24 protein-coding genes are annotated in these 24,040 nt (G+C 71.1%); 13 read left to right on the plus strand and 11 right to left on the minus strand.

Features of this window, described 5'->3' with window-relative positions:
* Nucleotides 1–14 precede the first annotated feature (14 nt).
* The 4 genes from HNR02_RS16240 to HNR02_RS16255 form a co-directional block, all read right to left on the minus strand.
* Complete coding sequence (locus tag HNR02_RS16240) at nucleotides 15–1,049, minus strand: ABC transporter permease (RefSeq protein ID WP_179773997.1); 1,035 nt, start codon at nucleotides 1,047–1,049, stop codon at nucleotides 15–17.
* Between the two features lie 88 nt (nucleotides 1,050–1,137).
* A complete protein-coding gene (locus tag HNR02_RS16245; protein WP_179773998.1) occupies nucleotides 1,138–1,905 on the minus strand; it encodes an ATP-binding cassette domain-containing protein in 768 nt (255 codons plus the stop codon).
* On the minus strand, nucleotides 1,905–2,930 hold the full coding sequence (locus HNR02_RS16250) for a class I mannose-6-phosphate isomerase (protein ID WP_179773999.1): 1,026 nt from the start codon (nucleotides 2,928–2,930) through the stop codon (nucleotides 1,905–1,907). The genes HNR02_RS16245 and HNR02_RS16250 overlap by 1 nt, the downstream gene beginning before the upstream one ends.
* Nucleotides 2,927–3,910, minus strand: coding sequence for a LacI family DNA-binding transcriptional regulator (locus tag HNR02_RS16255; RefSeq protein WP_179774000.1), 984 nt, complete (start codon nucleotides 3,908–3,910; stop codon nucleotides 2,927–2,929). Before HNR02_RS16255 ends, HNR02_RS16250 begins: the two co-directional genes overlap by 4 nt.
* 289 nt (nucleotides 3,911–4,199) lie before the next feature.
* Here HNR02_RS16255 and HNR02_RS16260 point away from each other — a divergent pair, with 289 nt between their 5' ends.
* Entirely contained in the window at nucleotides 4,200–4,562 is a 363-nt protein-coding gene (locus tag HNR02_RS16260; protein ID WP_179774001.1) for a DUF3817 domain-containing protein, read from the plus strand.
* Between the two features lie 54 nt (nucleotides 4,563–4,616).
* Here the strand turns inward: HNR02_RS16260 and HNR02_RS16265 are convergent, their stop codons facing one another.
* On the minus strand, nucleotides 4,617–5,117 hold the full coding sequence (locus HNR02_RS16265) for a MarR family winged helix-turn-helix transcriptional regulator (RefSeq protein ID WP_179774002.1): 501 nt from the start codon (nucleotides 5,115–5,117) through the stop codon (nucleotides 4,617–4,619).
* Nucleotides 5,118–5,193: 76 nt separating this feature from the next.
* On the opposite strand from HNR02_RS16265, the gene HNR02_RS16270 reads away from it, so the two are divergent.
* Nucleotides 5,194–5,493 (plus strand): thiamine-binding protein, encoded by a 300-nt coding sequence (locus HNR02_RS16270; RefSeq protein WP_179774003.1) that lies wholly within the window; start codon nucleotides 5,194–5,196, stop codon nucleotides 5,491–5,493.
* A gap of 70 nt (nucleotides 5,494–5,563) precedes the next feature.
* Complete coding sequence (locus tag HNR02_RS16275) at nucleotides 5,564–6,481, plus strand: tetratricopeptide repeat protein (RefSeq protein ID WP_179774004.1); 918 nt, start codon at nucleotides 5,564–5,566, stop codon at nucleotides 6,479–6,481.
* Nucleotides 6,482–6,924: 443 nt separating this feature from the next.
* On the opposite strand, the gene HNR02_RS16280 is transcribed toward HNR02_RS16275, so the two are convergent.
* On the minus strand, nucleotides 6,925–8,313 hold the full coding sequence (locus HNR02_RS16280) for a neutral zinc metallopeptidase (protein WP_179775953.1): 1,389 nt from the start codon (nucleotides 8,311–8,313) through the stop codon (nucleotides 6,925–6,927).
* A gap of 93 nt (nucleotides 8,314–8,406) precedes the next feature.
* Between HNR02_RS16280 and glgP the strand changes: the two genes are divergently transcribed.
* The gene (glgP, locus tag HNR02_RS16285) at nucleotides 8,407–10,947 is read left to right on the plus strand and encodes an alpha-glucan family phosphorylase (protein ID WP_179774005.1); all 2,541 of its coding nucleotides are present in this window, start codon (nucleotides 8,407–8,409) and stop codon (nucleotides 10,945–10,947) included.
* Between the two features lie 443 nt (nucleotides 10,948–11,390).
* On the opposite strand, the gene HNR02_RS16290 is transcribed toward glgP, so the two are convergent.
* Nucleotides 11,391–11,783 carry a rhodanese-like domain-containing protein gene (locus HNR02_RS16290; RefSeq protein WP_179774006.1) on the minus strand — a complete coding sequence of 131 codons (393 nt, stop codon included), beginning with the start codon at nucleotides 11,781–11,783 and terminating at the stop codon, nucleotides 11,391–11,393.
* The gene (locus HNR02_RS16295; protein ID WP_179774007.1) at nucleotides 11,783–12,319 is read right to left on the minus strand and encodes a cysteine dioxygenase; all 537 of its coding nucleotides are present in this window, start codon (nucleotides 12,317–12,319) and stop codon (nucleotides 11,783–11,785) included. The genes HNR02_RS16290 and HNR02_RS16295 overlap by 1 nt, the downstream gene beginning before the upstream one ends.
* A gap of 299 nt (nucleotides 12,320–12,618) precedes the next feature.
* On the opposite strand from HNR02_RS16295, the gene HNR02_RS16300 reads away from it, so the two are divergent.
* The 5 genes from HNR02_RS16300 to HNR02_RS16320 are packed head-to-tail and all read left to right on the plus strand — an operon-like array spanning nucleotide 12,619 to nucleotide 17,135.
* Nucleotides 12,619–13,383, plus strand: coding sequence for an ABC transporter ATP-binding protein (locus HNR02_RS16300; RefSeq protein ID WP_218913891.1), 765 nt, complete (start codon nucleotides 12,619–12,621; stop codon nucleotides 13,381–13,383).
* A 45-nt stretch (nucleotides 13,384–13,428) separates the two neighbouring features.
* Nucleotides 13,429–14,208: an enoyl-CoA hydratase/isomerase family protein gene (locus HNR02_RS16305; protein ID WP_179774009.1), complete on the plus strand. Its 780-nt coding sequence runs from the start codon at nucleotides 13,429–13,431 to the stop codon at nucleotides 14,206–14,208.
* 1 nt (nucleotide 14,209) lies between these two features.
* Nucleotides 14,210–15,160, plus strand: coding sequence for a class I SAM-dependent methyltransferase (locus HNR02_RS16310; protein ID WP_179774010.1), 951 nt, complete (start codon nucleotides 14,210–14,212; stop codon nucleotides 15,158–15,160).
* A gap of 38 nt (nucleotides 15,161–15,198) precedes the next feature.
* Nucleotides 15,199–16,344 (plus strand): THUMP-like domain-containing protein, encoded by a 1,146-nt coding sequence (locus tag HNR02_RS16315; RefSeq protein ID WP_179774011.1) that lies wholly within the window; start codon nucleotides 15,199–15,201, stop codon nucleotides 16,342–16,344.
* 50 nt (nucleotides 16,345–16,394) lie between these two features.
* Complete coding sequence (locus HNR02_RS16320) at nucleotides 16,395–17,135, plus strand: HAD family acid phosphatase (RefSeq protein WP_179775954.1); 741 nt, start codon at nucleotides 16,395–16,397, stop codon at nucleotides 17,133–17,135.
* Here HNR02_RS16320 and HNR02_RS16325 read toward each other — a convergent pair whose 3' ends face one another.
* Entirely contained in the window at nucleotides 17,136–18,554 is a 1,419-nt protein-coding gene (locus tag HNR02_RS16325; RefSeq protein WP_179774012.1) for a serine/threonine-protein kinase, read from the minus strand. It lies immediately after the preceding gene.
* Nucleotides 18,555–18,563: 9 nt separating this feature from the next.
* On the minus strand, nucleotides 18,564–19,481 hold the full coding sequence (locus tag HNR02_RS16330; RefSeq protein WP_179774013.1) for a TetR/AcrR family transcriptional regulator C-terminal domain-containing protein: 918 nt from the start codon (nucleotides 19,479–19,481) through the stop codon (nucleotides 18,564–18,566).
* Between the two features lie 99 nt (nucleotides 19,482–19,580).
* On the opposite strand from HNR02_RS16330, the gene HNR02_RS16335 reads away from it, so the two are divergent.
* The 4 genes from HNR02_RS16335 to HNR02_RS16350 all read left to right on the plus strand — a co-directional run bounded on the left by HNR02_RS16335 (nucleotide 19,581) and on the right by HNR02_RS16350 (nucleotide 23,421).
* Nucleotides 19,581–20,387: an FAD-dependent monooxygenase gene (locus HNR02_RS16335; protein ID WP_179774014.1), complete on the plus strand. Its 807-nt coding sequence runs from the start codon at nucleotides 19,581–19,583 to the stop codon at nucleotides 20,385–20,387.
* Entirely contained in the window at nucleotides 20,299–20,793 is a 495-nt protein-coding gene (locus HNR02_RS16340) for a Rossmann-fold NAD(P)-binding domain-containing protein (protein WP_179774015.1), read from the plus strand. The genes HNR02_RS16335 and HNR02_RS16340 overlap by 89 nt, the downstream gene beginning before the upstream one ends.
* A gap of 69 nt (nucleotides 20,794–20,862) precedes the next feature.
* Nucleotides 20,863–22,098: a DivIVA domain-containing protein gene (locus tag HNR02_RS16345; RefSeq protein WP_179774016.1), complete on the plus strand. Its 1,236-nt coding sequence runs from the start codon at nucleotides 20,863–20,865 to the stop codon at nucleotides 22,096–22,098.
* Between the two features lie 63 nt (nucleotides 22,099–22,161).
* Nucleotides 22,162–23,421, plus strand: coding sequence for an aminotransferase family protein (locus HNR02_RS16350; RefSeq protein ID WP_179774017.1), 1,260 nt, complete (start codon nucleotides 22,162–22,164; stop codon nucleotides 23,419–23,421).
* 34 nt (nucleotides 23,422–23,455) lie between these two features.
* Here HNR02_RS16350 and HNR02_RS16355 read toward each other — a convergent pair whose 3' ends face one another.
* Nucleotides 23,456–24,022, minus strand: a complete 567-nt coding sequence (locus HNR02_RS16355) for an NADPH-dependent FMN reductase (RefSeq protein ID WP_179774018.1) — start codon at nucleotides 24,020–24,022, stop codon at nucleotides 23,456–23,458.
* Nucleotides 24,023–24,040 lie beyond the last annotated feature (18 nt).

Raw genomic sequence — 24,040 nt, forward strand, 5'->3', positions numbered from 1 at the left:
CGTTGTACGAGAATTCAGCGGGAACTGCGCGACCGGCGGCGCCGCTGGTCGAACCACACCGCGGCCACCAGCACGGCGCCGACCGCGATCATCTGCCAGAAGTCCTGCACGTGCGTGATGTTGAAGCCCTTCTTGAGCACCGCCGGGATGAACACGCCGATCACCGTGCCCAGCACCGATCCGACGCCGCCGAACAGGCTGGTCCCGCCCATCACGGTCGCCGCGATCGCGTTGAGGTTGTCGTTGGTGTGGGCGGTGATCGTGGTCGACGCGTAGTAGGCCAGCGACAGGAAACCCGCCACCCCGGCGAGGAAACCGGTCAGCAGGTACACCTTGAGCAGGTGCGCGGTCACCGCGATCCCGGACCGCCGCGCCGCTTCGGCGTTCGACCCGACCGCGTAGGTGTAGCGGCCGAACCGCGTGGTGTGCAGCAGCCACGCGCCGATCAGCGTGATGACGACGGCGACCAGCACCAGGTTCGGGACGCCGCCGAACGACGTGCCGTAGCCGAGCGTGCGGTTCAGGGTCGTGGGCACGCTGCGCACGTCGGAACCACCGTTGAGCAGGTACGCCGCGCCGAGCGCCGCGCCCATCGAGCCCAGCGTCACGATCAGCGGCGGGATCTTCGCCACCGCGATGAGGAACCCGTTGATCAGTCCCCACACGGTGCCGGCCAGCACCGCCGCGACCAGCCCGGCCGTGATCACGCCCCATCCCGCTGCGCTCGCGTTGCCGCCGGAGAGCCATTCCATCGTCTTGCCGCACACCATGCCCGCGAAGATCAGCACCGACCCGACGGACAGGTCGATCCCGGAGGTGATGATCACGAACGTCATCCCGACCGAGAGCACGAGCAGCACCGACGTCTCGATCAGCAACGTCTGGAACGTGAACACGGTGGCGAACTCGTTGGGGGCCAGCGCGGTGAAGATCGCGATCAGCGCGAGCAGCACGAGCGCGATCCAGAACGTGTTGGCACCGAGGAGCCGTTGCCCCAGGGATCGCTTGCCGACCCCGCCCTCGACCTTGGTCTGAATCGCCGTGCTCACGCCGCCTCCTCAACGGACGCGGCAAGCCGCGACAGTGTTTCCACGTCGGCGAGCGTGGTGTTCGATGATGCGGACCTGCAAGCAGTCCTCATGCCGCCTCCTCGTGCGTCAGAGCGCCAGTCATCGCCGCGACCAGGTCTTCGAGCTTGGTCTCCGAAGCCTTGAACCGGGCCACCCGCGTGCCCAGCCGCAGCACCTCGACCCGGTCGGCCACGGACAGCACCTCGGGCATGTTGTGGCTGATCAGCACCACCGCGATGCCCTCGTCGCGGACCCGCCGGACCACGTCCAGCACGCGTTCCCGCTGCACCACGCCGAGCGCGGCGGTCGGCTCGTCCATGAACACGACCTTCGACGCCCACACCACCGACCGCGCCACGGCGACGCTCTGCCGCTGCCCGCCGGACAGCGACCCGATCGGCACGTCCGCGCTCTGCAGCGTCACGCCCAGCCGTTCGAACTCGGCGACCGCCTGGCGCCGCATCTCGGCCTTGTCCAGCATCCCCAGCTTGCCGAGGAACCCCTTGCGCGGGATTTCCCTGCCGAGGAACAGGTTCGCCGCCGGATCGAGGTCCGGGGCGACCGCGAGGTCCTGGTACACCGTCTCGATGCCCAGCCGCCGCGCGGTCGTCGGCGAATCGAGCGACACCGTCCCGCCGTCCAGCACGATCTCGCCGGAGTTCGGTTGCTCCGCGCCGGACAGGCACTTGACGAGGGTGGACTTCCCCGCGCCGTTGTCCCCGATCAGCGCGGTCACCTCGCCCGCGCGGGCCTGGAAGGACGCCCCGCGCAGGGCCTCCACCGAGCCGTAGTGCTTGACCAGGTTCCGCGCGTCGAGCAGGACGGTGTCGTTCATCAGTGCACTCCCGGGGCAGGGGGTCGGCAGCGGATGACGGCCAGCTCGCCCGCCAGTTCGAGCTGGCCCGCGGCGTGCGGGACGACCAGGGTTTCGCCCTTGGCCACGGGGACCTCGTCGCCGTGCTCGGTGCGCAGGGTGCCCTGCCCGTCGAGCGCCACGAACACGGCGAACGACGGGTCGAGCGCGAGCGCGGGGGACGGGCGCAGCTGGTCGGCGCGGAAGAACTCCGCGGAACCGGCGGCGAGGAGGTCCACAGTGGACCCGGGCTCGTCCGCGGTGTGCTTGACGATGCTGGTGAGCCGCTCGTCGTCCCAGCCGCTCGTGTCCAGTGCCGTCAACGCGGTGTCGAAGCCGAGACCGAGGTGGCCCTTCTCGGGGCTGTCCAGGAAGTTCCGCCACTCGATGGTCAGCGAGAAGTCGGTCGGTTGCTGCAGCTCGACGACGAACACGCCCTCGCCGATCGCGTGCGGCAGCCCGGCCGGGATGTAGACCGTGTCACCAGCGCGGACCGGGACGCTGTTCAGCGCCCCCAGCATCGCGTCGGTGTCCTGCTCGCGCACCCAGCCGTCGACCGTCGAAGAGCTGACGGTCTCCCGGAAGCCGGGGTAGACGCGGGGGTCGTCGCCGCTGGTGCCGATGACGATCCAGGCTTCGGTCTTGCCGAAGTGCGAGTCGAAGTGCTCACGCGCGAAACCGTCGGTGGGGTGGAAGTGCACCGGCAGCCGCTGGCCGGCGTCGAGCAGCTTGACCAGCAGCGCGGTGGAATCCTTGAACGCCGACACGTGCCCGGCGCCGAGCCACGACTTCGGATCGTCGCGGACCGCGTCCCTCAGCCAGCGGCCGTCGGGCAACCTGCTCAGGCCGGATTCGTCCTGGCCGAAGCGGGTCGTGGCGGAGGCGACCCAGTCCTCCGGGCCGAACGCCGAGTCCTGACCGGACGCGCCGCGCAGAGCCGCGATAGCCGCGCCGCCGCGGTAGAACTGGTCCGGCTGGTTGGCCGGAAGCTTGATCGGAGCGGTCACGGGGACACCTCACCGGAGCCGCGGGGAACGAGATGCACGGGCAGGACGACCTTTCTCGGTGGTGAGGCATCGCCGTTGATGCGGGCGAACAACAGCTCGGCCGCCGCCGACCCGAGGCGGCTGACGTCGTGCGCCACGACGGTGACCGGTGGGTCGAGCAGGTCGGCGAGTTCGAAGTCGTCGAAGCCGACGACGGCGGGACGCGGGGTGACGTGCGCCAGTGCCCGCAGCAGGTGGACCGCGGCGCGGTTGTTGCCCGCGATGATCGCGGTGGCCGGGTCGGGCCCGCCGAGCAGGCGGGTCACCGCGTCGGCGACGCTGTCGCGTGTCGGGGGCCGCAGGATCGCGAGGCTTTCGTCGAAGCGCAGGCCCGCGCGGGCGCAGCCGTCGCGGAACCCCCGCAGGCGTTCGGCGGCGGTGAAGATGTCGGGCCGGTCGCCGAGGAAGGCGATCCGGCGGTGCCCGTGCCGGGCCAGGTGGGCGACGGCCTCGACGGTGCCACCCAGGTTGTCGACCAGCACGGTGTCGGCCGGGATGTCGCCCGCCGGACGGTCGACGAACACCACCGGCGTGCCCGCCCGCATCTCCGGCACGAGGTAGCCGTGCTGGGTGCCCGCCGGGACGACCAGCAGGCCGTCGACGCGCCGCGAGCAGAACTCCAGGGCCAGCTCACGTTCGCGGTCGGAGTCCTCCTCCGAGGAACCGGACAGGACGTGCCGCCCGAACGCGGTGGCGACCTTCTCGACCGCCCGGTTCAGTTCCGAATAGAAGGGGTTGCCGACATCCTCGACCACCAGGCCGACCGTGCCGGTGGTGGAGCCGCGGCGCAGGTTGCGGGCGCCCAGGTTGCGCCGGAAACCGAGCTGGTCGATGGCCGCCAGCACGCGCTCGGCGGTCTCCGGGTGCACCGCGGGCTCGTCGTTCACGACCCGCGAGACCGTCTTGATGCTCACCCCGGCCAGGCGGGCGACGTCGTTCATCGTGGCGCGACGAGACGCCTTACGCGGATCAGACGACAACGTTGTCATAGCGGTGTGGATTTCACACCCGCGGGCGGGGGCGTGTCAACCGTCGTCCGTTTTGATCCTTTGTGGACGACCTGGATGTGGCCCACGCCACGCGATTCCGGTGTCGGTGATGATGATCACGACCCCCGGCGTTCCGGTGAGGACCATCACGCCTCACACTGGGTACCGGAACGTCCGACAGCGTGGTTGAACGTAGCAGGGTCGGACGTTTTCTCATGTGCTTCTCACGAGGAGGAAAGCAGTGACCAGCAAGGCCGCTCTCGTGTTCCGCGTGGCCGCCGTCGCCGAGGCGTTGTCCTGGGCGGGTTTGCTGATCGGGATGTTCCTGAAGTACGTCGTCGACGCCCCGAACGAGGGCGGCGTGCCGGTGCTCGGCATGGTCCACGGCGTCGTCTTCGTCGTCTACCTGATCGTCACGCTGTCCGTGTTCAAGCCGCTGGGCTGGCGTCCGAAGACCGTGATCACGGCGCTGCTCGCCAGCATCCCGCCGCTGTTCACCTGGTGGTTCGAGACCTGGGCGCTGCGCACCGGCAAGCTGGACGGCCCGCAGCGGCTGACTCACGGCGGTACCGGGCTGTTCGTCCGCGACGCCGTCTCCGCCTGATCTTCCACCGCGGCGCCGCCTCCACGACTGTGGGGGCGGCGCCGTGTGCCGTCGTCAGCCGTCGAAGTCGCCCGTGGCTTTGCGGACCTTCGTGAGCAGGTCGGACAGCTGTTCGGTCTGCTTCGACGTGAGCCCGACCAGGCCGAAGTCGATGCCGGTGACCGCTTTCGTGGCGTCCTCCAGCCGGGCGTGACCGTCGTCGGTGATCTCGACCAGTGTGGTCCGCCGGTCGGTGGGGTGCGGTACGCGCTTGACCAGCCCGTCCTTCTCCAGCCGGTCCACGATGTTGGTGACACTGGTGGGGTGCAGTTGCAGCCGCTCACCCATGACCCGCATCGGCAGCGACCCGCGGCGCGCGAAGGACAGCAGCACCAGCGCCTCGTAGCGGGCGAAGGTCAGGCCGTGGGGCTTGAGGGCGCCGTCGACGGCCGACTGGACGATCTGCTGCACGCGCATCACGCCGGTGACCGCCGCCATGGTCGTGGACGGCCCGATCCGCTCCTCCCACGTCTTGGCGGCGCGGGCGATCGGGTCGAAAGGCAGCCGGCGGTTCATGGCAGGGAAGCTACCAGCGGGTTCTTGACCGAGGGGGCAGGGTAGTGCGCAAGTGCCGCGAGTGTGAGGAGAGCCGATGATCGTCGCGTTCAGCGTGAGCCCGTCCGGTGGTGACCCGGACGGCGGGGTCAGCGAGGCCGTCGCCAAGGCGGTGCGAGTGGTGCGTGATTCGGGCCTGCCGAACTCGACCAACGCGATGTTCACCAACGTGGAGGGCTCGTGGGATGAGGTCATGGACGTGGTGAAACGGGCCGTCGAGGCGGCGGGCGAAGGTGCGGCGCGGGTGTCGCTGGTGTTGAAGGCGGACATCCGGCCGGGGTTCGAGAGCGGTCAGCTGGACGCGAAAGTGGACCGGCTGGAGGAGCACCTGCGGTGAAACGCCGGACAGTACATGCCAGGATGGAAGCGTGACAAATCCACGCGCATCAGCAGCCAATTCAGCCGCCATGTCCGCCGCGCTGTCCGGCGCGGTGGATCTGTCCGGGCTCAAGGCGCGGGCCGAGGCCCAGCGCAACGGTCCGGCGCAGCCCAGCGGCGGCGCGCCCGAGGGGGACCGTCCCGTGTCGGGCGCCGTCATCGACGTCACCGAGGCCACCTTCCAGGCCGATGTCGTCGACCGGTCGATGCAGCAGCTCGTCGTCGTCGACCTGTGGGCCGACTGGTGCGGGCCGTGCAAGCAGCTCAGCCCGGTGCTGGAGCGGCTGGCCGGGCAGTCGGGCGGCGCCTGGGTGCTGGCGAAGGTCGACGTCGACGCCAACCCGCGCATCGCGCAGGTCTTCGGGGTCCAGTCGATCCCGACGGTGGTCGCCATCGCCGGTGGCCAGCCGGTCAACGCCTTCTCCGGTGCCCTGCCGGAGCCGGAGATCCGCCAGTGGCTGGACCAGCTGCTGGACGCGTTGAAGGACAAGCTGCCGGGCATCCCGCCCGCCGAGGGCGAAGAGGTCGAGGAGCCCGAGGACCCGCGCTTCACCGAGGCCGAGGCCGCGTTCGAACGCGGCGATTTCGCCGAGGCGGATGCTGCTTACCAGCGGATCCTGGACACCGAACCGGCCAACGAGCTGGCCAAGGCCGCCCAGGCCCAGGTCCGTTTCGCCGCCCGAGCCGCCGAGGCCGACCCCACGGCCGTCACCCGGGCCGATGCCTCACCTGGCGACCTGGACGCCCAGTTCGCGGCCGCGGATTACGAGGTGGCGACCGGCAAGGTCGAGGACGGCTTCTCGCGCCTGATCGAGACCGTGCGCCGCAGCGCGGGCCCGGACCGCAACCGGGTTCGCGAGCACCTGGTGAGCCTCTTCGACTTGTTCGACGCCTCCGACGAGCGCGTGGCCGCCGCGCGCCGCAACCTGGCCTCAGCCCTGTTCTGACCCCCCACACGGCGCCCGCGAGCGGCCAACACGCCGCCGGGAGCGGCAAACACGCCGCCCGGAACAGCAAACACGCCGCCCGGAACGGCAAACACGCCGGGTCGCGCGGCGTGTTTGCCGTTCCGGCTGGCGTGTTGGCCCTTGCGGGCGCCGTGTTTGCCCCTCCGGGACGCCACCCACCCACCCACCACACCGCCGCCCGGCAACGCAACCCAGCCACCAGGCCGCCCAGCCCTCCCCCGCACCCCGATCCCCAGCTCAGTTCTACGGACGATCAGGCGGAGTCAAGGCACGCTTTCCCGCCTTGACGCCGCCTGCTCGGCCGTAGAAACAATCAAAAATCGGGGCGGCCCCAATCGGGGCGTAGCGAAGCGAAGCCGGCGCTTGTCAGCCGCGCGCAGCGCAACAACCCGTGTAGCGGCTACGCAAGCCCTGCGCCCACCTCACCCGTACTGCGTCGAGCAGGGCCCGGACCCCTGCAGATACCCGGTCCGCATGGCCTCCACCCGGTTGAACCCACTGGCCGCAGGCTTCCCGCTCACATCAGCCGCCACGAGCGAATCCGGCCGCAGCAGATCCGAAATCGCCTCATCCAGGTCCCCAGCCGAGATCCGCAACTGGTCCCCGCCCTGCAACTGATTGGTGGCCGCGGCCCAAGCCCCCACCAGACACGCCGTCCGCAACCCGGCATTCGCGTTGTCCAGCGACGCCCCGACGCCCTTCTGAATGCCCAGCGCGTACCGGGACGCGACTTCGGAGAACGCCGCGAAGTCGCCGTGCCCGCCGCTGCTGGAGCCGGTGAACTCGCCATCCTGGTCGACCGGCTGTCCCAGTTCGGCGAGTGCCGCCAGGTCGATGCTGACCGTGTTGTCGCCGGTGCAGTAGGTCGCGGGCGGGGTGGACGTCCCGGTCGGGCAGGTGCCGCCGTTGTCCACGATTTCCGGTGCCTGCACCCCGGCGCCGGAGAATGCCTGATCGAGGCTCGTTTTCAGCAGGTCGATCGCGTCCTGGTCGACGTCGATGTCGCCGTCGTGGTCACCGGAGTCGAACGGGCGCTCGGTGAGGCGGGGCTGGATGGTGTCCATCGTCATCCCGGCGCACTCCTTCGGGCCCTGTTCGAAGCCGATCTGGAAGGCGTAGGTGCGGTCGAAGCCGGTGCCGTGCGCGGACCGGTCGGTCGCCGCCGTGCCCGCGCTGTCGCGCACCAGGAACAGCGACGACAGCGCCGAGTTCAGACCGTCGGACGTGGACACCGTGAAGTACTTGCTCTTGCCCTCGGCGACCCAGCGGTAGTAGCCGCCCGCGAAGCAGTCGGCCTGCTGCTCCTTGACGATCGTGGGGGTGTTGCGGGTGATGCCCGCCTTGTCGGCGATCCGGTACTGCACCGCGTGCCCGAACTCGTGCGCCAGCACGGTGACCACCGACAGTGGCCCGAACTGGTCCATCATCGTCGGCAGCAGCACTCCGCGATCCCAGGCGACCGAGTCGTCGAGGCTGCAGTAGAAGGCGTTGGCGTTGTCGCGGGTGTCGCCGCAGCCGTTCTCCTGGTTCTCGCCCTCGGAGTCGTAGGACAGCAGCGACTTCACCGGCTCGAACCGCACACCGAAGGACGACGGCAGCGCGTCGGACCAGTAGTCCTCGACGTCGGCGATCGTGGCGACGGCGACCCGGTCGGCCTCGTCGTCGCTCACGTTGGTCACATCGAGGTCCGGCGTCGGCGCGTTCGGTTTCAGGCCGCTCTCGAAGTGCGTGATCGGCAGACCCGCGACGTCACCCTCCGACAGGGACGCGGATTTCCCGTCGCTGCACGCGGCCAGCGCGAGCGCCAGCATCCCGGTCAGCGCCACCAGTGATCGCCGCACCCGGCCCCCCCTCGATGTTCGTCACGCTTGTCGCAGCGCACCTTACCGATATCGTCGATCCCCATGAGAGCAATCCGCCGGTTCACCGTCCGCGCGAGCCTGCCCGAGCCGCTGGCCGGGTTGCGCGCGCTGGCCACCAACCTGCGCTGGACGTGGCATCCGCCGACCCGCGACCTGTTCGCGTCGATGGACGACGAGCTGTTCCGGCGGGTACGGGACCCGCTCCGCATGCTCACCGCGGTGTCGCCGGCGCGGCTGGAGGAGCTGGCCGCGGACGAGGACTTCCTGGCCCGCGCGCGCGGCATGACCGAGGACCTCGACCGGTACCTGACCGAGCGCCGCTGGTACCAGCAGCACCCGGAGGGCGACCGCGCGCCGTCGGCGATCGCGTACTTCTCGATGGAGTTCGGTGTGCACGAGGCGCTGCCGAACTACTCGGGCGGGCTCGGGGTGCTCGCCGGTGACCACCTCAAGGCCGCCTCCGATCTGGGCGTGCCGCTGATCGGTGTCGGGCCGCTGTACCGGTCCGGCTACTTCCGGCAGGCGCTGTCGCTGGATGGCTGGCAGGTCGAGCACTACCCGGTGATCGAGCCGAGCGCGCTGCCGCTGGACCTGCTCACCGACGCCGACTCCGAGCCGGTGCTGGTGCACGTCGCGATGCCGGGCGGCCGCGACCTGTACGCGCAGGTGTGGCAGGCGCAGGTGGGCCGGGTGCCGTTGCTGCTGCTCGACACCGACATCGACGCCAACGACGAGGACCTGCGCCGCGTCACCGACCGGCTCTACGGCGGCGACGCCGACCACCGGATCCGGCAGGAGATCCTGGCCGGCATCGGCGGTATGCGCGCGGTGCGGCGTTACTGCGAGCTGACCGGGCATCCGCAGCCGGAGGTGTTCCACACCAACGAGGGGCACGCCGGGTTCCTCGGGCTGGAGCGGGCGCGCGAGATCATCGGCGAGCACGGTCTGGCCTTCGACGAGGCGTTGTCCGCGGTGCGGGCGGGCACCGTGTTCACCACGCACACCCCGGTCCCGGCGGGCATCGACCGCTTCCCGGTGGACCTGGTGCGGCACTACTTCGGCGACGGCCGCCTGCTGCCCGGCCTGGAGCTGCAGCGCATCCTCGCGCTGGGCGCCGAGGACAACCCGGGCATGTTCAACATGGCGCACATGGGCCTGCGGCTGGCGCAGCGGTCCAACGGCGTGTCCGCGCTGCACGGCCGGGTGTCGCGGCGCATGTTCGGGCGGCTGTGGCCCGGGTTCGACGACGCGGAGGTGCCGATCTCGTCGGTCACCAACGGCGTGCACGGGCCGACGTGGGTGGCGCGGGAGCTGACCGCGCTGCTGGGCGGCAAGCACAAGGCGTGGGGTCACGACGGGAAGCTGCCCAGTGAGATGGGTGTGTCCGACGAGGAGCTGTGGGCGCTGCGCCGTGACCTGCGGCAAAAGCTCGTGCTGGAGGTGCGGCGGCGGGTCCGCAACGCGTGGTTGCAGCGCGGCGCGTCCGCTCTGGAGCTGGGCTGGATCAACCAGGTCTTCGATCCCGACGTGCTGACCGTCGGGTTCGCCCGCCGCGTGCCGACGTACAAGCGGCTGACGCTGATGCTGCGTGACCCGGAACGGCTGCGGGCGCTGCTGCTGGACGAGGAACGGCCGATGCAGGTCGTCGTCGCGGGCAAGTCGCATCCCGCCGACGAGGGCGGTAAGGCGCTGATCCAGCAGGTCGTGAAGTTCACCGATGATCCGGCGATCCGGCGGCGCATGGTGTTCCTGCCGGACTACGACATGTCGATGGCCCGTTACCTCTACCGCGGTTGTGACGTGTGGCTGAACAACCCGACGCGGCCCCTGGAGGCGTGCGGGACGTCGGGCATGAAGTCGGCGCTCAACGGCGGTCTCAACCTGTCCATCAAGGACGGTTGGTGGGACGAGTGCTACGACGGCAGCAACGGGTGGGCCATCCCGACCGCGGACGGCGTCACCGACCCGCTGCGCCGCGACGAGCTGGAGTCCGCCGCGTTGTACGACCTGCTGGGGCAGCAGGTCGCGCCGCTGTTCTACGAGCGGGACGACGCCGGTGTGCCGCGCGGATGGATGTCGATGGTGTGGCACACGCTCGACGTGCTGGGGCCGCGGGTGCAGGCGTCGCGGATGGTGCGCGAGTACGTGGAGACGGCTTATCATCCGGCGGCGGTGACCAGCGCCGAGACGGCCGCCGACGGCTATTCGGGCGCCAGGGCGCTGGCCGGGTACCGGCGGCGGCTCGACACGCTGTGGCGTCAGGTCCGGGTGCTGGACACCGAGCTGACGGTGGAGCCGCCGGAGCTGCTCGTGGTCGGCGACGAGGTCCGGGTCCGCGCGAAGGTCGACCTTGCCGGGCTCGAACCGTCCGAAGTGGACGTGCAGACGGTGGTCGGCCGGGTGGGCGACACGGACGAGCTGGCGGAGCCGATCGTGGTGTCGATGTCACCCTCGCGGGAGGGCGAGTACACGGCCTCGCTGCGGCTGCCGCGCGCCGGTTCGCTCGGGTACACCGTGCGGATCCTGCCGCGCCACGATCTGCTCGCGACCCCGGCCGAACTGGGCAAGGTCGTGCTCGCCTGAACGCGGAACTCACTCGCCGGAGCGCAGAACTCGCGGTCGGGAACGAGTTGAACGGTCAGAGGAAGCGGGTGCGGAGGTCGGCGCGCGGAACGCGGCGGGGAAACCGTTGACCGAGATCACGGCGACGGTGCTGCCCCCGGCGGGCAGCACCCGCAGTGCCGCCGGCGCGGGGTAGAACGCCGCGTCCGCGGGCGTGGCGCAGTCGGCCACCCGAAGGAGTCGAACACCGGGTCGGGCACCGGCTCCAGCCCCGCGCCGGCAGCCGCACGCTCGCCGAGTGGATGATCCCGCGCCGGACCGGGACCTGCTTGCGCGCGGCCCACGCCTGTCCCGGCCGCACCCCGATGTGGATCAACGGCAGCAACCGCGTGAACACCGCCCGCGCTCGTCGCGGTGCGGCGTTGCGTGCGTGAGACGGCCGGGCCCAAGGCCCGGATCGCGAACTAGGGGACGGCGGGTGTGCCGCCGGGGCGCACGGGCAGTCCGGCGCCACGCCACGCGCGGAAGCCGCCGACCAGATCCGTCGCACGGGCGAGACCCAGCCGTCGCAGGTCGGCGGCCGCCAGGCTGGAGGCGTAGCCCTCGTTGCACACCACCACGACCGGCAGGTCCGGGTGCACCTGCGGCAGGCGGTGGTCGCTCGACGGGTCGAGGCGCCATTCCAGGTGGATCCGCTCGACCGGCACCGAGCCGGGGATCTCGCCCTCGGCGGTCCTGTTCGCGATCGGCCGGATGTCCACGATCAGCGCGCCCTCGGCCTGCAACCGCCACGCGTCGGCGGGTTCCGCCCGCTCCAGGGAGGAACGGGCGGCCGCCAGCATCTCGTCGATCCCCATCACCGCAGGATGCCAGGCAGTGGCGGGATCTCGGCGGGGACGTCGGCCAGACTGCTGTACTCGCGGGTCGGCACCAGCGGCGGTGAGTAGGCGTGGATGCTCGCCGAACCCCCGGCCGCGGCGCCGGTCACCTGGTGGGCCCGCCCGGCACCGAATCCGATTCCGTCCCCGGTCGCGTGCCTGCGCTGCCGGACCGGGCCGCCGGGGTAGCGGTACTCCTCGTCCAGTTCGCCCCGCAGCACGGTGAACGAACCGGCCGCGCCGCCGTGGTCGTGCGGCGCGGTGTGCTGCCCGTCCAGCCAGGTCAGCACCCACAGCTCGATCCCGTCGGTGAGGGCGAGCCGGGCCCACCACCGCTGGTCGGTGTCGAAGTGCAGGAACTCGCCGATGGAGTCGCCGAACTCCAGCGCGACCGTGCGGGTCAGGCCGGCGAGCTGGGTCGGGGTCCACAGCAGCCGCTCCGGGTGCAGCAGCTCACCGAGCGCGGACTCGGCCAGGCGCGGGTGGATCTCGGACGAAGGCAGGACAGAGGTCACGAAAGTCTCCGGGAAAGGTCGCGTGGGCGGGGAAATGGGCGAGACGCGGCAGGTCAGCGACCATGCCGCGTCGGGCTACACCCGCACGAGGCGACCAGCACCAGGTCCACGGCACGGTTGCGCCAGAAACGGCGGCGCGGGAACCGGGAGGTGCTCACGCAGCGCATGCTGTCACGAACTTCGGCTACCCGGGGTGACGTCCCACGAGGTGGTACGGGGGCGGCGCGACTCCGGCCGCGCTCGGCGGACACAATGGGGCCGTGAGCGAGCCGAACGACCTTGACGATCTCGTGGTGCGGATGGCCGGGGTGGGGGTCCGCCGCGGCACGAACGACCTGCTGGCCGGCCTCGACTGGTCCGTGGAGCTGGACGAACGCTGGGTGGTGCTCGGCCCCAACGGCGCGGGCAAGACCACGCTGCTCCGGCTGGCCGCCGCCGAGCTGCACCCCACCACCGGGTCGCTGCACCTGCTCGGCGAGCAGATCGGCAAGACCAACATCTTCGACCTGCGCCCCCGCATCGGGTTCACCTCCGCCGCGATCGCCTCGCGCGTCCCCGGCGACGAGAAGGTCAGCGACGTCGTGGTCAGCGCCGGGTACGCGGTGATCGGCCGCTGGCGCGAGCAGTACGACTCGCTCGATACCGGCCGCGCCGGGGAACTCCTGGCCGCGATGGGCATCGGGCACCTGGCCGACCGCCTCTACGGCACGCTGTCCGAAGGTGAGCGCAAGCGCACGCTGATCGCCCGCGCCCTGATGACCGACCCCGAGCTGCTGCTGCTCGACGAGCCCGCCGCCGGTCTCGACCTCGGCGGCCGCGAGGACCTGGTGGCCCGGCTGTCCGCGCTGGCGCTGGACCCGGACGCCCCGGCCATGGTCCTCGTCACACACCACGTCGAGGAGATCCCGCCCGGCTTCACCCACGCGCTGCTGCTGCGCGACGGGCGCGCCGTGGTCGCGGGCCTGGTCGAGGACGTCCTGACCGCGGAGAACCTGTCCAAGACGTTCGACCAGGACCTGCTCCTCGAACGCTCGGGTGACCGCTACTTCGCGCGTCGCCGGTAAGGTCGGCCCTACCAGCCGGTAGGCAAGATCAAGGAGGATGCCAGCGTGGGCGAGTTCGTACGGCTCGAGGTGGACGGCGGGATCGGCACGATCCGGCTGGAGCGGCCCCCGGTCAACGCGATCAACGGCCAGGTCACGGCCGAGCTGGCGGTGGCCGCGCAGGAGGCCACCGAGCGGGCCGAGGTGCGCGCCGTGATCCTCTACGGCGGTGAGAAGACCTTCTGCGGTGGCGCCGACGTCAAGGAGATGGTCACCCGCTCCTACGTCGACATGCGGTCCTTCGGCGCGAAGCTGCAGGCCACGGTCGCCGCGGTCGCCGCGATCCCGAAGCCGGTCGTCGCCGCGATCACCGGGTACGCGCTGGGCGGCGGGCTGGAACTGGCGATGGGCGCGGACTACCGCATCGCCGGGGACAACGTGAAGGTCGGCCAGCCGGAGATCCTGCTCGGCATCATCCCCGGCGCGGGCGGCACGCAGCGGCTCGCGCGCCTGATCGGCCCGAGCAAGGCCAAGGACCTGGTGTTCACCGGCCGGTTCGCCAAGGCCGATGAGGCGCTGTCGCTGGGCCTGGTCGACCAGCTGGTCGCCCCGGACGACGTCTACTCGGCCGCGCGGAAGTGGGCGGGGCAGTTCGCCAACGGTCCCGCCGTCGCGCTCGCGCAGGCCAAGGCCGCGATCGACGGCGGACTCGACATGGACCTGGCCAGCGGTCTCAAGCTGGAGACCCAGCTGTTCACGGCCCTGTGGGCGACCGAGGACCAGACCGCCGGCATGACCTCTTTCGTGGAGAACGGCCCCGGCAAGGCCACCTTCGAAGGGAAGTGACGTGACCGACCCCGCTCCGCACCCGCACGCGACCGAGGAAGAGGTCCAGGCGGCGTACTCGGACCCGAAGCTGGCCAACATCCTCTACCACGACTGGGAGGCAGGCACCTACGACGAGAAGTGGTCGATCTCCTACGACGAGCGCTGCATCTCCTACGCCACCGACGTGTTCAACGCGGTCGCGGGTGAGGACGGCCAGCCCTACCCGACCGCGATGGAACTGGGCAGCGGCACCGGCTTCTTCCTGCTCAACCTGATGCAGGGCGGGGTCATCAAGAAGGGTTCGGTCACCGACCTCTCGCCGGGCATGGTGCAGGTCGCGCTGCGCAACGCGGAGAACCTGGGCCTGGACGTGGACGGCCGCGTCGCCGACGCCGAGCGCATCCCGTACCCGGACGACAGCTTCGACCTGGTGGTCGGGCACGCGGTGCTGCACCACATCCCGGACGTGCCGGGTGCGCTGCGCGAGGTGCTGCGGGTGCTCAAGCCGGGCGGCCGGTTCGTCTTCGCCGGTGAGCCCACCAGGATCGGCAACTTCTACGCCCGCAAGCTGGGCCAGCTGACCTGGTGGCTGACCACGAACGTCACGAAGGTCCCGGCGCTGAACGGCTGGCGGCGTCCGCAGGAGGAGCTGGACGAGTCCTCCCGCGCGGCGGCGCTGGAGGCCGTGGTCGACATCCACACGTTCGACCCGTCCGAGCTGGAGCGCATGGCGCTGGGCGCCGGTGCGGTCGACGTCCGCGCGGTCACCGAGGAGTTCTCGGCGGCGCTGGCGGGCTGGCCGATCCGCACGTTCGAAGCGGCCGTCCCGCAGGAGAAGCTGACCGTGCGGTGGCGGATGTTCGCCTACCACCTGTGGCTGCGGCTGTCCGCGCTGGACAAGAAGGTGCTGGCCAAGGTGCTTCCCCGCGAGCTCTTCTACAACGTCATGATCACCGGCACCAAGCCGTAGGAATTTCCGGTACAGCTCCGCTTTCGAAAAGAACCGGAATGCCCTACACGTTCACCCTCGACGACGTCGCCTTCCTCCGCTCGGAGGAAGGCGCGCGTGCGCTGGACCAGGTTGCCGAGCTGCCGCTGACCGACCGGATCGCGGACGTGGCGGCCGTGCGCAAGCTGGTGGGCGAGAAGTTCGCGGCCGTGCTGGAGACGGTGCTGCTGCGGCGCAAGGGCAAGCTCGACCCCACGTGGCTCTACACCGGCGACGCGCTCCAGCAGGCCAGCGTGCCGCCCGTCGCCCGGCACCGCGCGGCGCGGCTGGCCGGGCGGGACGTGCACGACGTGACCTGCTCGATCGGCGCGGACCTGGCCGAGCTGGCCCGGGTCGCCCGCCGTTGTCTCGGCTCGGACCTCGACCCGGTGCGGCTGGCGATGGCCCGGCACAACTGCCCGTCAATACCGCTGGTCCAGGCCGACGCGCTCGCGCCGGTCACCTCCGGCGCCGTCGTCGTGGCCGACCCGGCCCGCCGTGACTCGGCGGGCCGCCGCACCTGGCGGCCGGCCGACTTCGGCCCGCCGCTGGACGAGCTCGCCGAGGTCTGCACCGGGCGCGACCTGGCGGTGAAGTGCGCCCCCGGCCTCGACCCGGCCGCGGTTCCGTGGGCGGCGGAGATCGAGCTGGTCTCGCTCGACGGGCAGGTCCGGGAGGCGTGCCTGTGGAGCGCGGGACTGGCCACCGCTTCGCGGCGGGCGAGCGTGCTGCGGTCGGACGGTACACAGTGGACGCTCACCGACCGGGACCCGTCGGACGCCGGGGCCGCCGCGCCGGGTGAGTGGATCGTCGATCCGGACGGGGCGGTCGTGCGGGCGGGCCTGGTCAAGCACTACGCCGCCCGGCACGGGCTGTGGCAGCTCGACGAGCGCATCGCCTACCTCACCGGCGACGAGCCGCCGCCGGGCGTGCGCGCGTTCCGGGTCATCGAGCACGGTCACTACCAGGAGAAATCCCTGCGGAGCCTGCTACGGGCGCGCGGCGTGGGACGGCTGGAGATCCTCGTGCGTGGCCTGGACGTCGACCCGGACGCGCTGCGCAAACGGCTCAAGCTCACCGGCGCGGACGAGGCGAGCGTGGTGCTCACGCGCATCGGCCGGACTCCGCACTTCTTCCTCTGTCGCGCGGAGCGGGTTCCGGGGTAAGTTCACTCGCCGTTCATCATTCACGGGGAGAGATCATGTTGCGTGAGAAAATGTCCGGTTTGGTCAAATTGGCCGCCGCGGCGGCGATCGGTGCGACGGTCGCCGGTGGCACCACGGCGCTCGCGACCTCCGGCGGCAGCCACGAACCGGACAACCTCGGCCAGGTCAAGCTGGACATCCAGGAGTACTACGGCGACCAGGTCGACGAGGACGGCAACCACCACGAGTCCGACCACAGCCGCTGGGCCGCCGATGTCCGCAGGCAGGTCGAGGGCGCCCAGCGCTACCTGGCGATCCGCCTCCAGCAGGGCGTGCGCAACCCGGCGATCGTGCTCGACATCGACGACACCTCCGAGGTCACCTACGGCTGGGAGGCCGACAACGACTTCGGCTTCGACCCGGTGAAGCAGGAGCAGGCCATCAACGACGGCACGTTCCCGGCGATCAAGCCGACACTCGCGCTCGCGAACTGGGCCGCGCAGCACGGCGTCGACGTCTACTTCCTGACCGGGCGCGCGGAACACCAGGGCCCGGCGTCACTGAAGAACCTCGCCAACGAGGGCTACCCGGCACCGGCCGACGCGTTCTTCAAACCCGAAACCACCGCGCCGGACTACCTGTCCTGCGGTCTGACCTGCACCACCGTGCAGTACAAATCCGGCACGCGCGCCCACATCGAGGCTGAAGGCGCCACCGTGGTGCTCAACCTCGGCGACCAGTACAGCGACCTCGAAGGCGGCCACGCCGAGCGCGCCGTCAAACTGCCGAACCCGATGTACTACCTGCCCTGATCAGAGCGCGCCGCTGTCCCGGTTGATCAGCATCCTGCCGTCGCGTTCGACCATGTCCAGGTGGTGCCGTTCGGTGGAGCGGCTCCCGCTCTTCTTGACGAAGGTGAGCGTGACCTCGACGGTGTCGGCGTCGACCATTCGCGGACCGCTGACGATGCTGACCGAGCTGATCGTGGACCACCAGCCCGCGTAGCTGGACTTGCCCTGGGCCTGCAGGACGGGGCCGAGGCGTTCCCAGCCCGCGTCGGTGTTGCCCGGCATCAGGGCGTAGTACTCGCTGACCACCTGGGTCGCGGAGCCTGCGCTCGGGCTGGCGCTCGTGCTCGGAGAGGCGGGGGTGCTCGTGCTCGACGCCGTCTCGGTGACGGTTCTCGTGGTCGGCGACGGCGGGTCCGCGCTGGACGACGGGGGCGGCGGTGCCGCGGAGGTGGACTGGCCGGGCGCGGCGCCGGTCCCGGTCGAGCCGGGCAGCATGATCACCAGGACCACGACGAGGGCGGCGACGACGACCAGCGCGGCACCGGCCCAGACGTATCTTCGTCTGGACCCCTCGGACGGCGCCGTACCGGCCTTCGCCGGAGCCGACAGCGAGGCCAGTTTGCCCAGCTCGGTGGCCAGTTCCGCCATCGTCGGTCGGACCGCGGGGTCGACCTGGAGGATCCGGTCGAGGACGCCGGTGAGCGGTCCGGCCTGCCGCGGCGGGGCGACGCGCCCGGCGGCGGCCGCGTAGAGCAGCGCCATCTGGTTGTCGGTGTCGCCGTAGGGCATCCTGCCCTCGACCGCGGCGTAGAGCGTGGCGCCCAGCGAGTAGACGTCGGACTCCGGGCCGGGCTGCTCGCCGCGGGCGGCCTCGGGGGAGAGGAACGCGGGCGTGCCCGCGAAGCGGCCGCTGCCGGTCAGGGTGCCGTCGTCGGCGGCCTTGGAGATGCCGAAGTCGGTGATCTTCGCGGTGCCGTCGGCGCCGAGCAGGATGTTGCCCGGCTTGACGTCGCGGTGCACGATCCCGGCGGCGTGCGCGACGGCCAGCGCGGACGCGGCGTGCGCGCCGATGCGGGCGACCTCGGCCGGCGGGAGGCTGCCGCGCTCGGCGAGCACCTCGGCCAGGCTGTGCGAGGGCAGGTACTCCATGACCAGCACGGGTTTGCCGTCGTCGTCGGCCACGTCGAACACCGTGATGGCGTGCGGGTGCTGGAGGCGCGCGGCGAGCCGGGCCTCACGGAACGAGCGTTTGCGTGCCTGCTCCGCCTCCTCGGGGGTGAGCCGGGGCGGGAGCAGAAGTTGTTTCACCGCAACGGTTCGGTCCAGTACCTGGTCGGTCGCCTCCCAGACGACCCCCATCGCGCCACCACCGATGTGACGCCGCAGCCGGTAGCGGCCGGCGATCACGCGCGCGTTGTCCTGCCCCTCGGTCTCCGTCACCCGGCAAGGCTACGGTGTCGACCTTGACGGGTGCGCGCCAAACACCTCGAAACCGTCGAGCATGCGTTGCAGGCCGAACTCGAACTGGGCGTCGAGGTCGGTCTGGAAGTCGTGCGCCAGCAGCCTCGCCAGCGCGGGGAAGCGGTGCAGCTCCAGCATTTCCGCCAGATGCGGCCCCTGTTCGGCCATCCATTCGCCGGGTGTCTGGCCGGTGTCCCGCAGCGCCTCGTACTCGGCTTCGAAAGTGACAGCGGCACCACGGACGTAGCCGAAAAGGGTCAAGTACGCGTTGAGCCGTGTCGACGGCGGCAGGCCGAGCAGTTCGAGCGCGGCCAGGGACCAGTCCGTGTGGGCGATCCCGCGCGGGAGCGCCTGGGGCCGCGTGAGGGAAATGGTTCTGGCCAGCCACGGGTGACGGCGGTAGGCGGCCCACTGCAGGCGGGAGGACAGTTCGAGTCGTGCTCGCCAGTCCGCGGGCGGTTCGGTGGGGAGGGTGTCTTCGGCGAGGACGGCGTCGGCCATCAGCAGGACCAGCTCGTCCTTGCCAGGGACGTGCCGGTAGAGGGACATGGTGGCGGCGTTGAGTTCCGTCGCGAGGCGGCGCATCGAGACCGCGGCCAAGCCTTCGGTGTCGGCGATCTCGATGGCCTTGGCGATGATGCGGTCGCGGCTGAGGTCCTGCTCCCTCGGCCGGGGCGGCGCGGGGGTTCTGGCGGAGGCGACGACGGTGCCGACACCGGGAACGGCCGTGACGAGGCCCTGCTGCCGCAGCGCGGTGAGGGCCTTGGTCGCGGTCGCCATCGCGACGCCCCAGTCCTGCGTGAGCTGCCGCGTGGAGGGCACGCGATCACCGGCGCGGAGTTCCCCGCTGTCGATGCGGCGCCGGATGTCGGCGACGATCCTGACGTAGGGCGGCGGCTCGACCATGACATTCTCCGTACTAGTGCGCACTTCGTTATTTACGCAGTCTAACACCAGTGCACTAGGTAACTTTACGACGTACGAGACCGTATGTACGGTGTACGCATGAACATCTTGATCTCGGGTGCCGGTATCGCCGGGCCCGCGCTCGCCTACTGGCTTCGCGAGTACGGCTTCGCCGTGACAGTCGTCGAACGGGCGCCGGCGCTGCGCCTCGGCGGGCAGGCGGTCGACCTGCGCGGAACCGCCCGTGAAGTGGTCTCGCGGATGGGCCTGCTGGACGAGATCCGCGCCCGGCACACCGGCGTCGTCGGCGTGGCGGCGGTCGACGAGCGGAACCGGCGGCTGTACGAATGGGGCGCGCAGCTGTCCGGGGATTCCGGTGGGATCATCGCCGACATCGAGATCCTGCGCGGCGACCTCGGGCAGCTGTTCCACGACGCGAGCCGCGACGGTGTGGAGTACCTGTTCGGCGACGCGATCGCGGCCCTCGACTCGCGCGACGACGGTGTCGACGTGCGGTTCGACAGCGGCGGACGCAGGACGTTCGACCTGGTCGTCGGCGCCGACGGGGTGCATTCGCGGGTTCGGCGGCTGGTGTTCGGGCCGGAGCGGGAGTGGGTCGCGGACCGGGGCTTCTTCAAGTGCGTGTTCGAGGCGCCGGTCGGCACCGGGTCCGACGGCCTGCAGACGATGTATTCGATGCCGGGCGGCAGGCGGGCGAGCGTGTACCCGGTGCGGGGGCGCGGCGCGCGGAATGCTGTGGTTCCTGGGGGATGCCGGGGAATGGGATCGCCGGGACGTGGCGGGTCAGAAGGACCTGGTGGCGCGGACTTTCGCGGGCGAGGGCTGGTTCGTGCCGCGGCTGATCGAGGCGATGCGCGACGCACCGGACTTTTACCTCGACCGTGAGTCGAAGGTTTCCCTGCCGACCTGGTCGCGGGGACGGGCCGTGCTGCTGGGTGACGCCGCGTTCGCCGGCTCGTTCGGCATGGGCACCAGCATGGCGGTCGTCGGGGCGTACGTGCTCGCCGCCGAACTCGCGACTGCGCAGGGTGATCACCGGCGGGCGCTGGAGGCATACGAACGTCGGCTGCGGCACTACGTGCAGGTGAACCAGAAACCCATGCCCGGTGGCACGAAGTCGTTCCTGCCGAAGTCGAGAACCGCCATCCGGCTGGGGAACGCGGGCATGAAGGTGATGCTCGCCGGGCCGTGGCGCAAGGCGCTGACGGGCGGGCTCGAAGACAAATCCGCCCTTGTCGCACTGGAAAATCCGGCCGTGCGGCCCCTGCGGGTGGACGGCGGGCACGGATGAGAGGATGCTGGGCAGTGGCGGGCTTTCAGTAGCTTTGTCCATTCAGGACAGTCTCTTCGGGAGGTGCGGATGACGGCCGTGGACACTCGCGAGGATCTGGTGCCACTGCGGACCGATTTCGACCGCTCGTGGCGGGGCTACGACGCGCGCCAGGTGCAGGCGTACGTCCGCACCGTCGAGGCCGATCTGCGGATGCTGATCGCCGACCGCGACGCGGCGGCGGTCACCGTCGAGCGGCTGGCCGTGCAACTGGAGGCGCTGCGCGGTGAGAACGACGCGCTGCGCGCGAAGATCGACCGGATCAGCCGCTCGCCGATCGAGGCCGAGGGCCTGACCGAGCGGTTGCTGCGGATGGTCGAGCTGGCCGAGGACGAGGCTGCCGAGGTCACCGAGCGGGCGAGGCTGGCGGCCGAGCGGAGCTGGGCGGCGGCCGATCAGGCGGCGGGACGGCTGCGGGAACGGCACGAGCGCCTGGTCGCCGAACTGGACGCCCGGCGCAGGGAAATGGCCGAGGAGCAGGCCGAGATCATGCGCCGCACGCAGGCCGAGGTCGACCTGATGACCCGGCAGGCGGCGCAGAGCAGGCACAAGCTGGACGACCAGGCCGCCCGCCGCCGCGCCGAGGTCGAGAAGGACTTCGACGAGGCCATGACCCTCCGGCGTGCGGCCGCGGTGCGCACCATCGCCGAACGCGACGCCGAGGCCAGGGCGCGGGCGGACGAGCTGGTGACATCCGCGCGCGCCGAGGCCGAGGAGTCGTTGGCCGCTGCCCGTGCCGAGGCGAACCGGACCCTGACCTCCGCCCGCGAGGAGGCCGAGGCGCTTCGGACCGCGGCCATGGAGCGGGAGGCCGATGCCCGCACCCGGGCGGACGAGCTGGTCGCCGACGCGACCGCCCGCGCCGAAACCCTCCTGGCCGACGCGCGTTCCCGCGCTGACCGGCAGGTCGCGGAGGCCGCCGACCGCGCCCGCTCCCTGGTCGCCGAGGCGACCGCCCGCGCCGAGGACAAGGTCACCAGTGCCGGAGCCCGGGCCGAAAAACTCCTGGCCGAAGCCACCACCGAGGCCGCCCGCCGCACCGAGGAAGCCGACGCCAAGGTCGCGGATCTGGACAAGGTCCGCGACGAGGCGGCCCACCGTCTTCGGGCCGTGCACGATCTCCTGTCCCGGGCGACGCCGCTCCTGCGTGACGCGCATCCCGCGGCGCCCGACGAGGCGAAGGCGTCTCCCGCGCCCAGGGTGGAGATCTCGGTGCCGGAGCAGGCGTCCCCGCCGGAGAAGTCCCCGGCGGAAGCCGCGCCCTGACGTCACTGGCTGCCCGGCAATTTCCGGTCCCGGCGAGGTCGACCGCCCGCTAACGTGAGGACCATGGAGACAGCACTGTGGCATCCGTTCTCGGACATGGCGATGGTCAGGGGCGAGGAGTTCGTCCTCGAACGCGGCGAGGACGTGTGGGTCTACGACGCCGCCGGCAACCGCTACCTGGATGCCACGGCCAGCCTCTGGTACGCCAACGCGGGCCACGGCCGCGCGGAGATCGCGGACGCGGCCGCCGAGCAGATGCGCACGCTCGCCGGGTACTCGATCTTCGGCGATTTCGCGAACGAACCCGCACGCGCGCTCGCGGACCGGCTCGCCGGGCTCGCGCCGATGCCCGGCGCCAAAGTCTTCCTCACCACCGGCGGCGGTGAGGCGATCGACAGCGCCGTCAAGATCGCCCGCCGCTACCACGTCGCGCAGGGACGGCCGGAGCGTGTGCATGTCATCAGCCGCACGAACTCCTACCACGGCACCAACGGCATCGGCACCGGCGTCGCGGGCATCGAAGCCAACCGAACCGGGTTCGGCGAATACCTGCCGTCGTCGTCGCGGGTCGCGTACGACTCGGTGGACGCGCTGCGTGACGAGATCCGGCGCGTCGGCCCGGAGCGGGTCGCGGCGTTCCTGGTCGAGCCGGTGATCGGCGCGGGCGGGGTGCTCGCCCCGCCGGAGGGCTACCTGCGGGGCGTGGCGGACGTGTGCCGCGAGTACGGCGTGCTGCTCATCGCCGACGCGGTGATCTGCGGGTTCGGCCGTCTCGGCACCTGGTTCGGCGTCGAGCGGTGGGGGGTGGAGCCGGATCTCGTCACCTTCGCCAAGGGTGTGACCAGCGGTTACCTGCCGCTGGGCGGTGTGGTCGTGCACGGCCGGGTCGCCGAGCCGTTCTGGGACCGGCCCGGTACGACGCTGCGGCACGGCGCCACCTACTCCGGCCACCCGGCCTGCTGCGCCGCGGCGCTGGCCAACCTTGACATCCTGGAGCGCGACAACCTGATCGAGCGGGGACGGCTGCTGGAATCCGAGCTGGCGGCCGCGCTCCAGCCGCTGTCCGGGCACTCCCTCGTATGCGAGGTGCGAGCTGGCGTCGGTCTGCTGGCCGCCGTCGAACTGCGGCCGGACCTGCTGGACCGCCTGCCCTCGGCGGTGTCCGACCTCAGCCTGCTCGTCCGGCAGCAGGGCGTGCTGACCAGGACCCTGGGCAAGGGGCTGGCCGTGTCGCCGCCGCTGACCATCCAGGGCGCGCAGATCGACGAAATCGCCCGCGCCATCACCGCTGGACTCGACGAGCTGGCCCTCAAGGCCGCCTGACCGCCGCTCCCCAACCCCACATGGGGAAAGCGCGTCAGGCGGCGTAAGGGTGGGTGCGCCGGGCGGTGCGGAGTGCGCTGGCCCACCAGGCGAGCTGGTCGAGCTGTGCCTTGGCGGCCGCGGTCGCCGCGTCCGGGTCGATCAGTGCGCCGGAGTCGTCGAACTGGCTCCAGGCTCCGTGGAAGCTGACGGTGTCCCGGATGGTCACCGCGTGCAGTTCGGCGAAGACCGGGCGCAGGTGCTCGACTGCGCGCAGCCCGCCGGACAGCCCGCCGTACGAGACGAAGGCCACCGGCTTCGCCTGCCACTGCGTTCCGTGCCAGTCCAGCAGCGTCTTCACCGGGGCCGGGTAGCTGTGGTTGTACTCGGGCGTCACCACGACGAACGCGTCAGCCCTGTCGAGCCGCGCGCTGACCGAAGCTACCTCGGGCGTCGGACGGCCGGAGAGGGCCGCCGGGAGGTCGGTGTCGGCCAGATCGATCACGTCGGTCCGGAACTCGCCGTGCCCGGCGGCCCGTTCGGCGAACCAGTTCGCCACGACCGGGCCGAACCGGCCTTCCCGGGTGCTTCCGATGATGATCGCTACTTCGAGAGGTTCCATGCCGACCAGGATTGAACC

Source organism: Amycolatopsis endophytica (assembly GCF_013410405.1).
In the GTDB taxonomy this organism is placed as follows: Bacteria; Actinomycetota; Actinomycetes; order Mycobacteriales; family Pseudonocardiaceae; genus Amycolatopsis_E; species Amycolatopsis_E endophytica.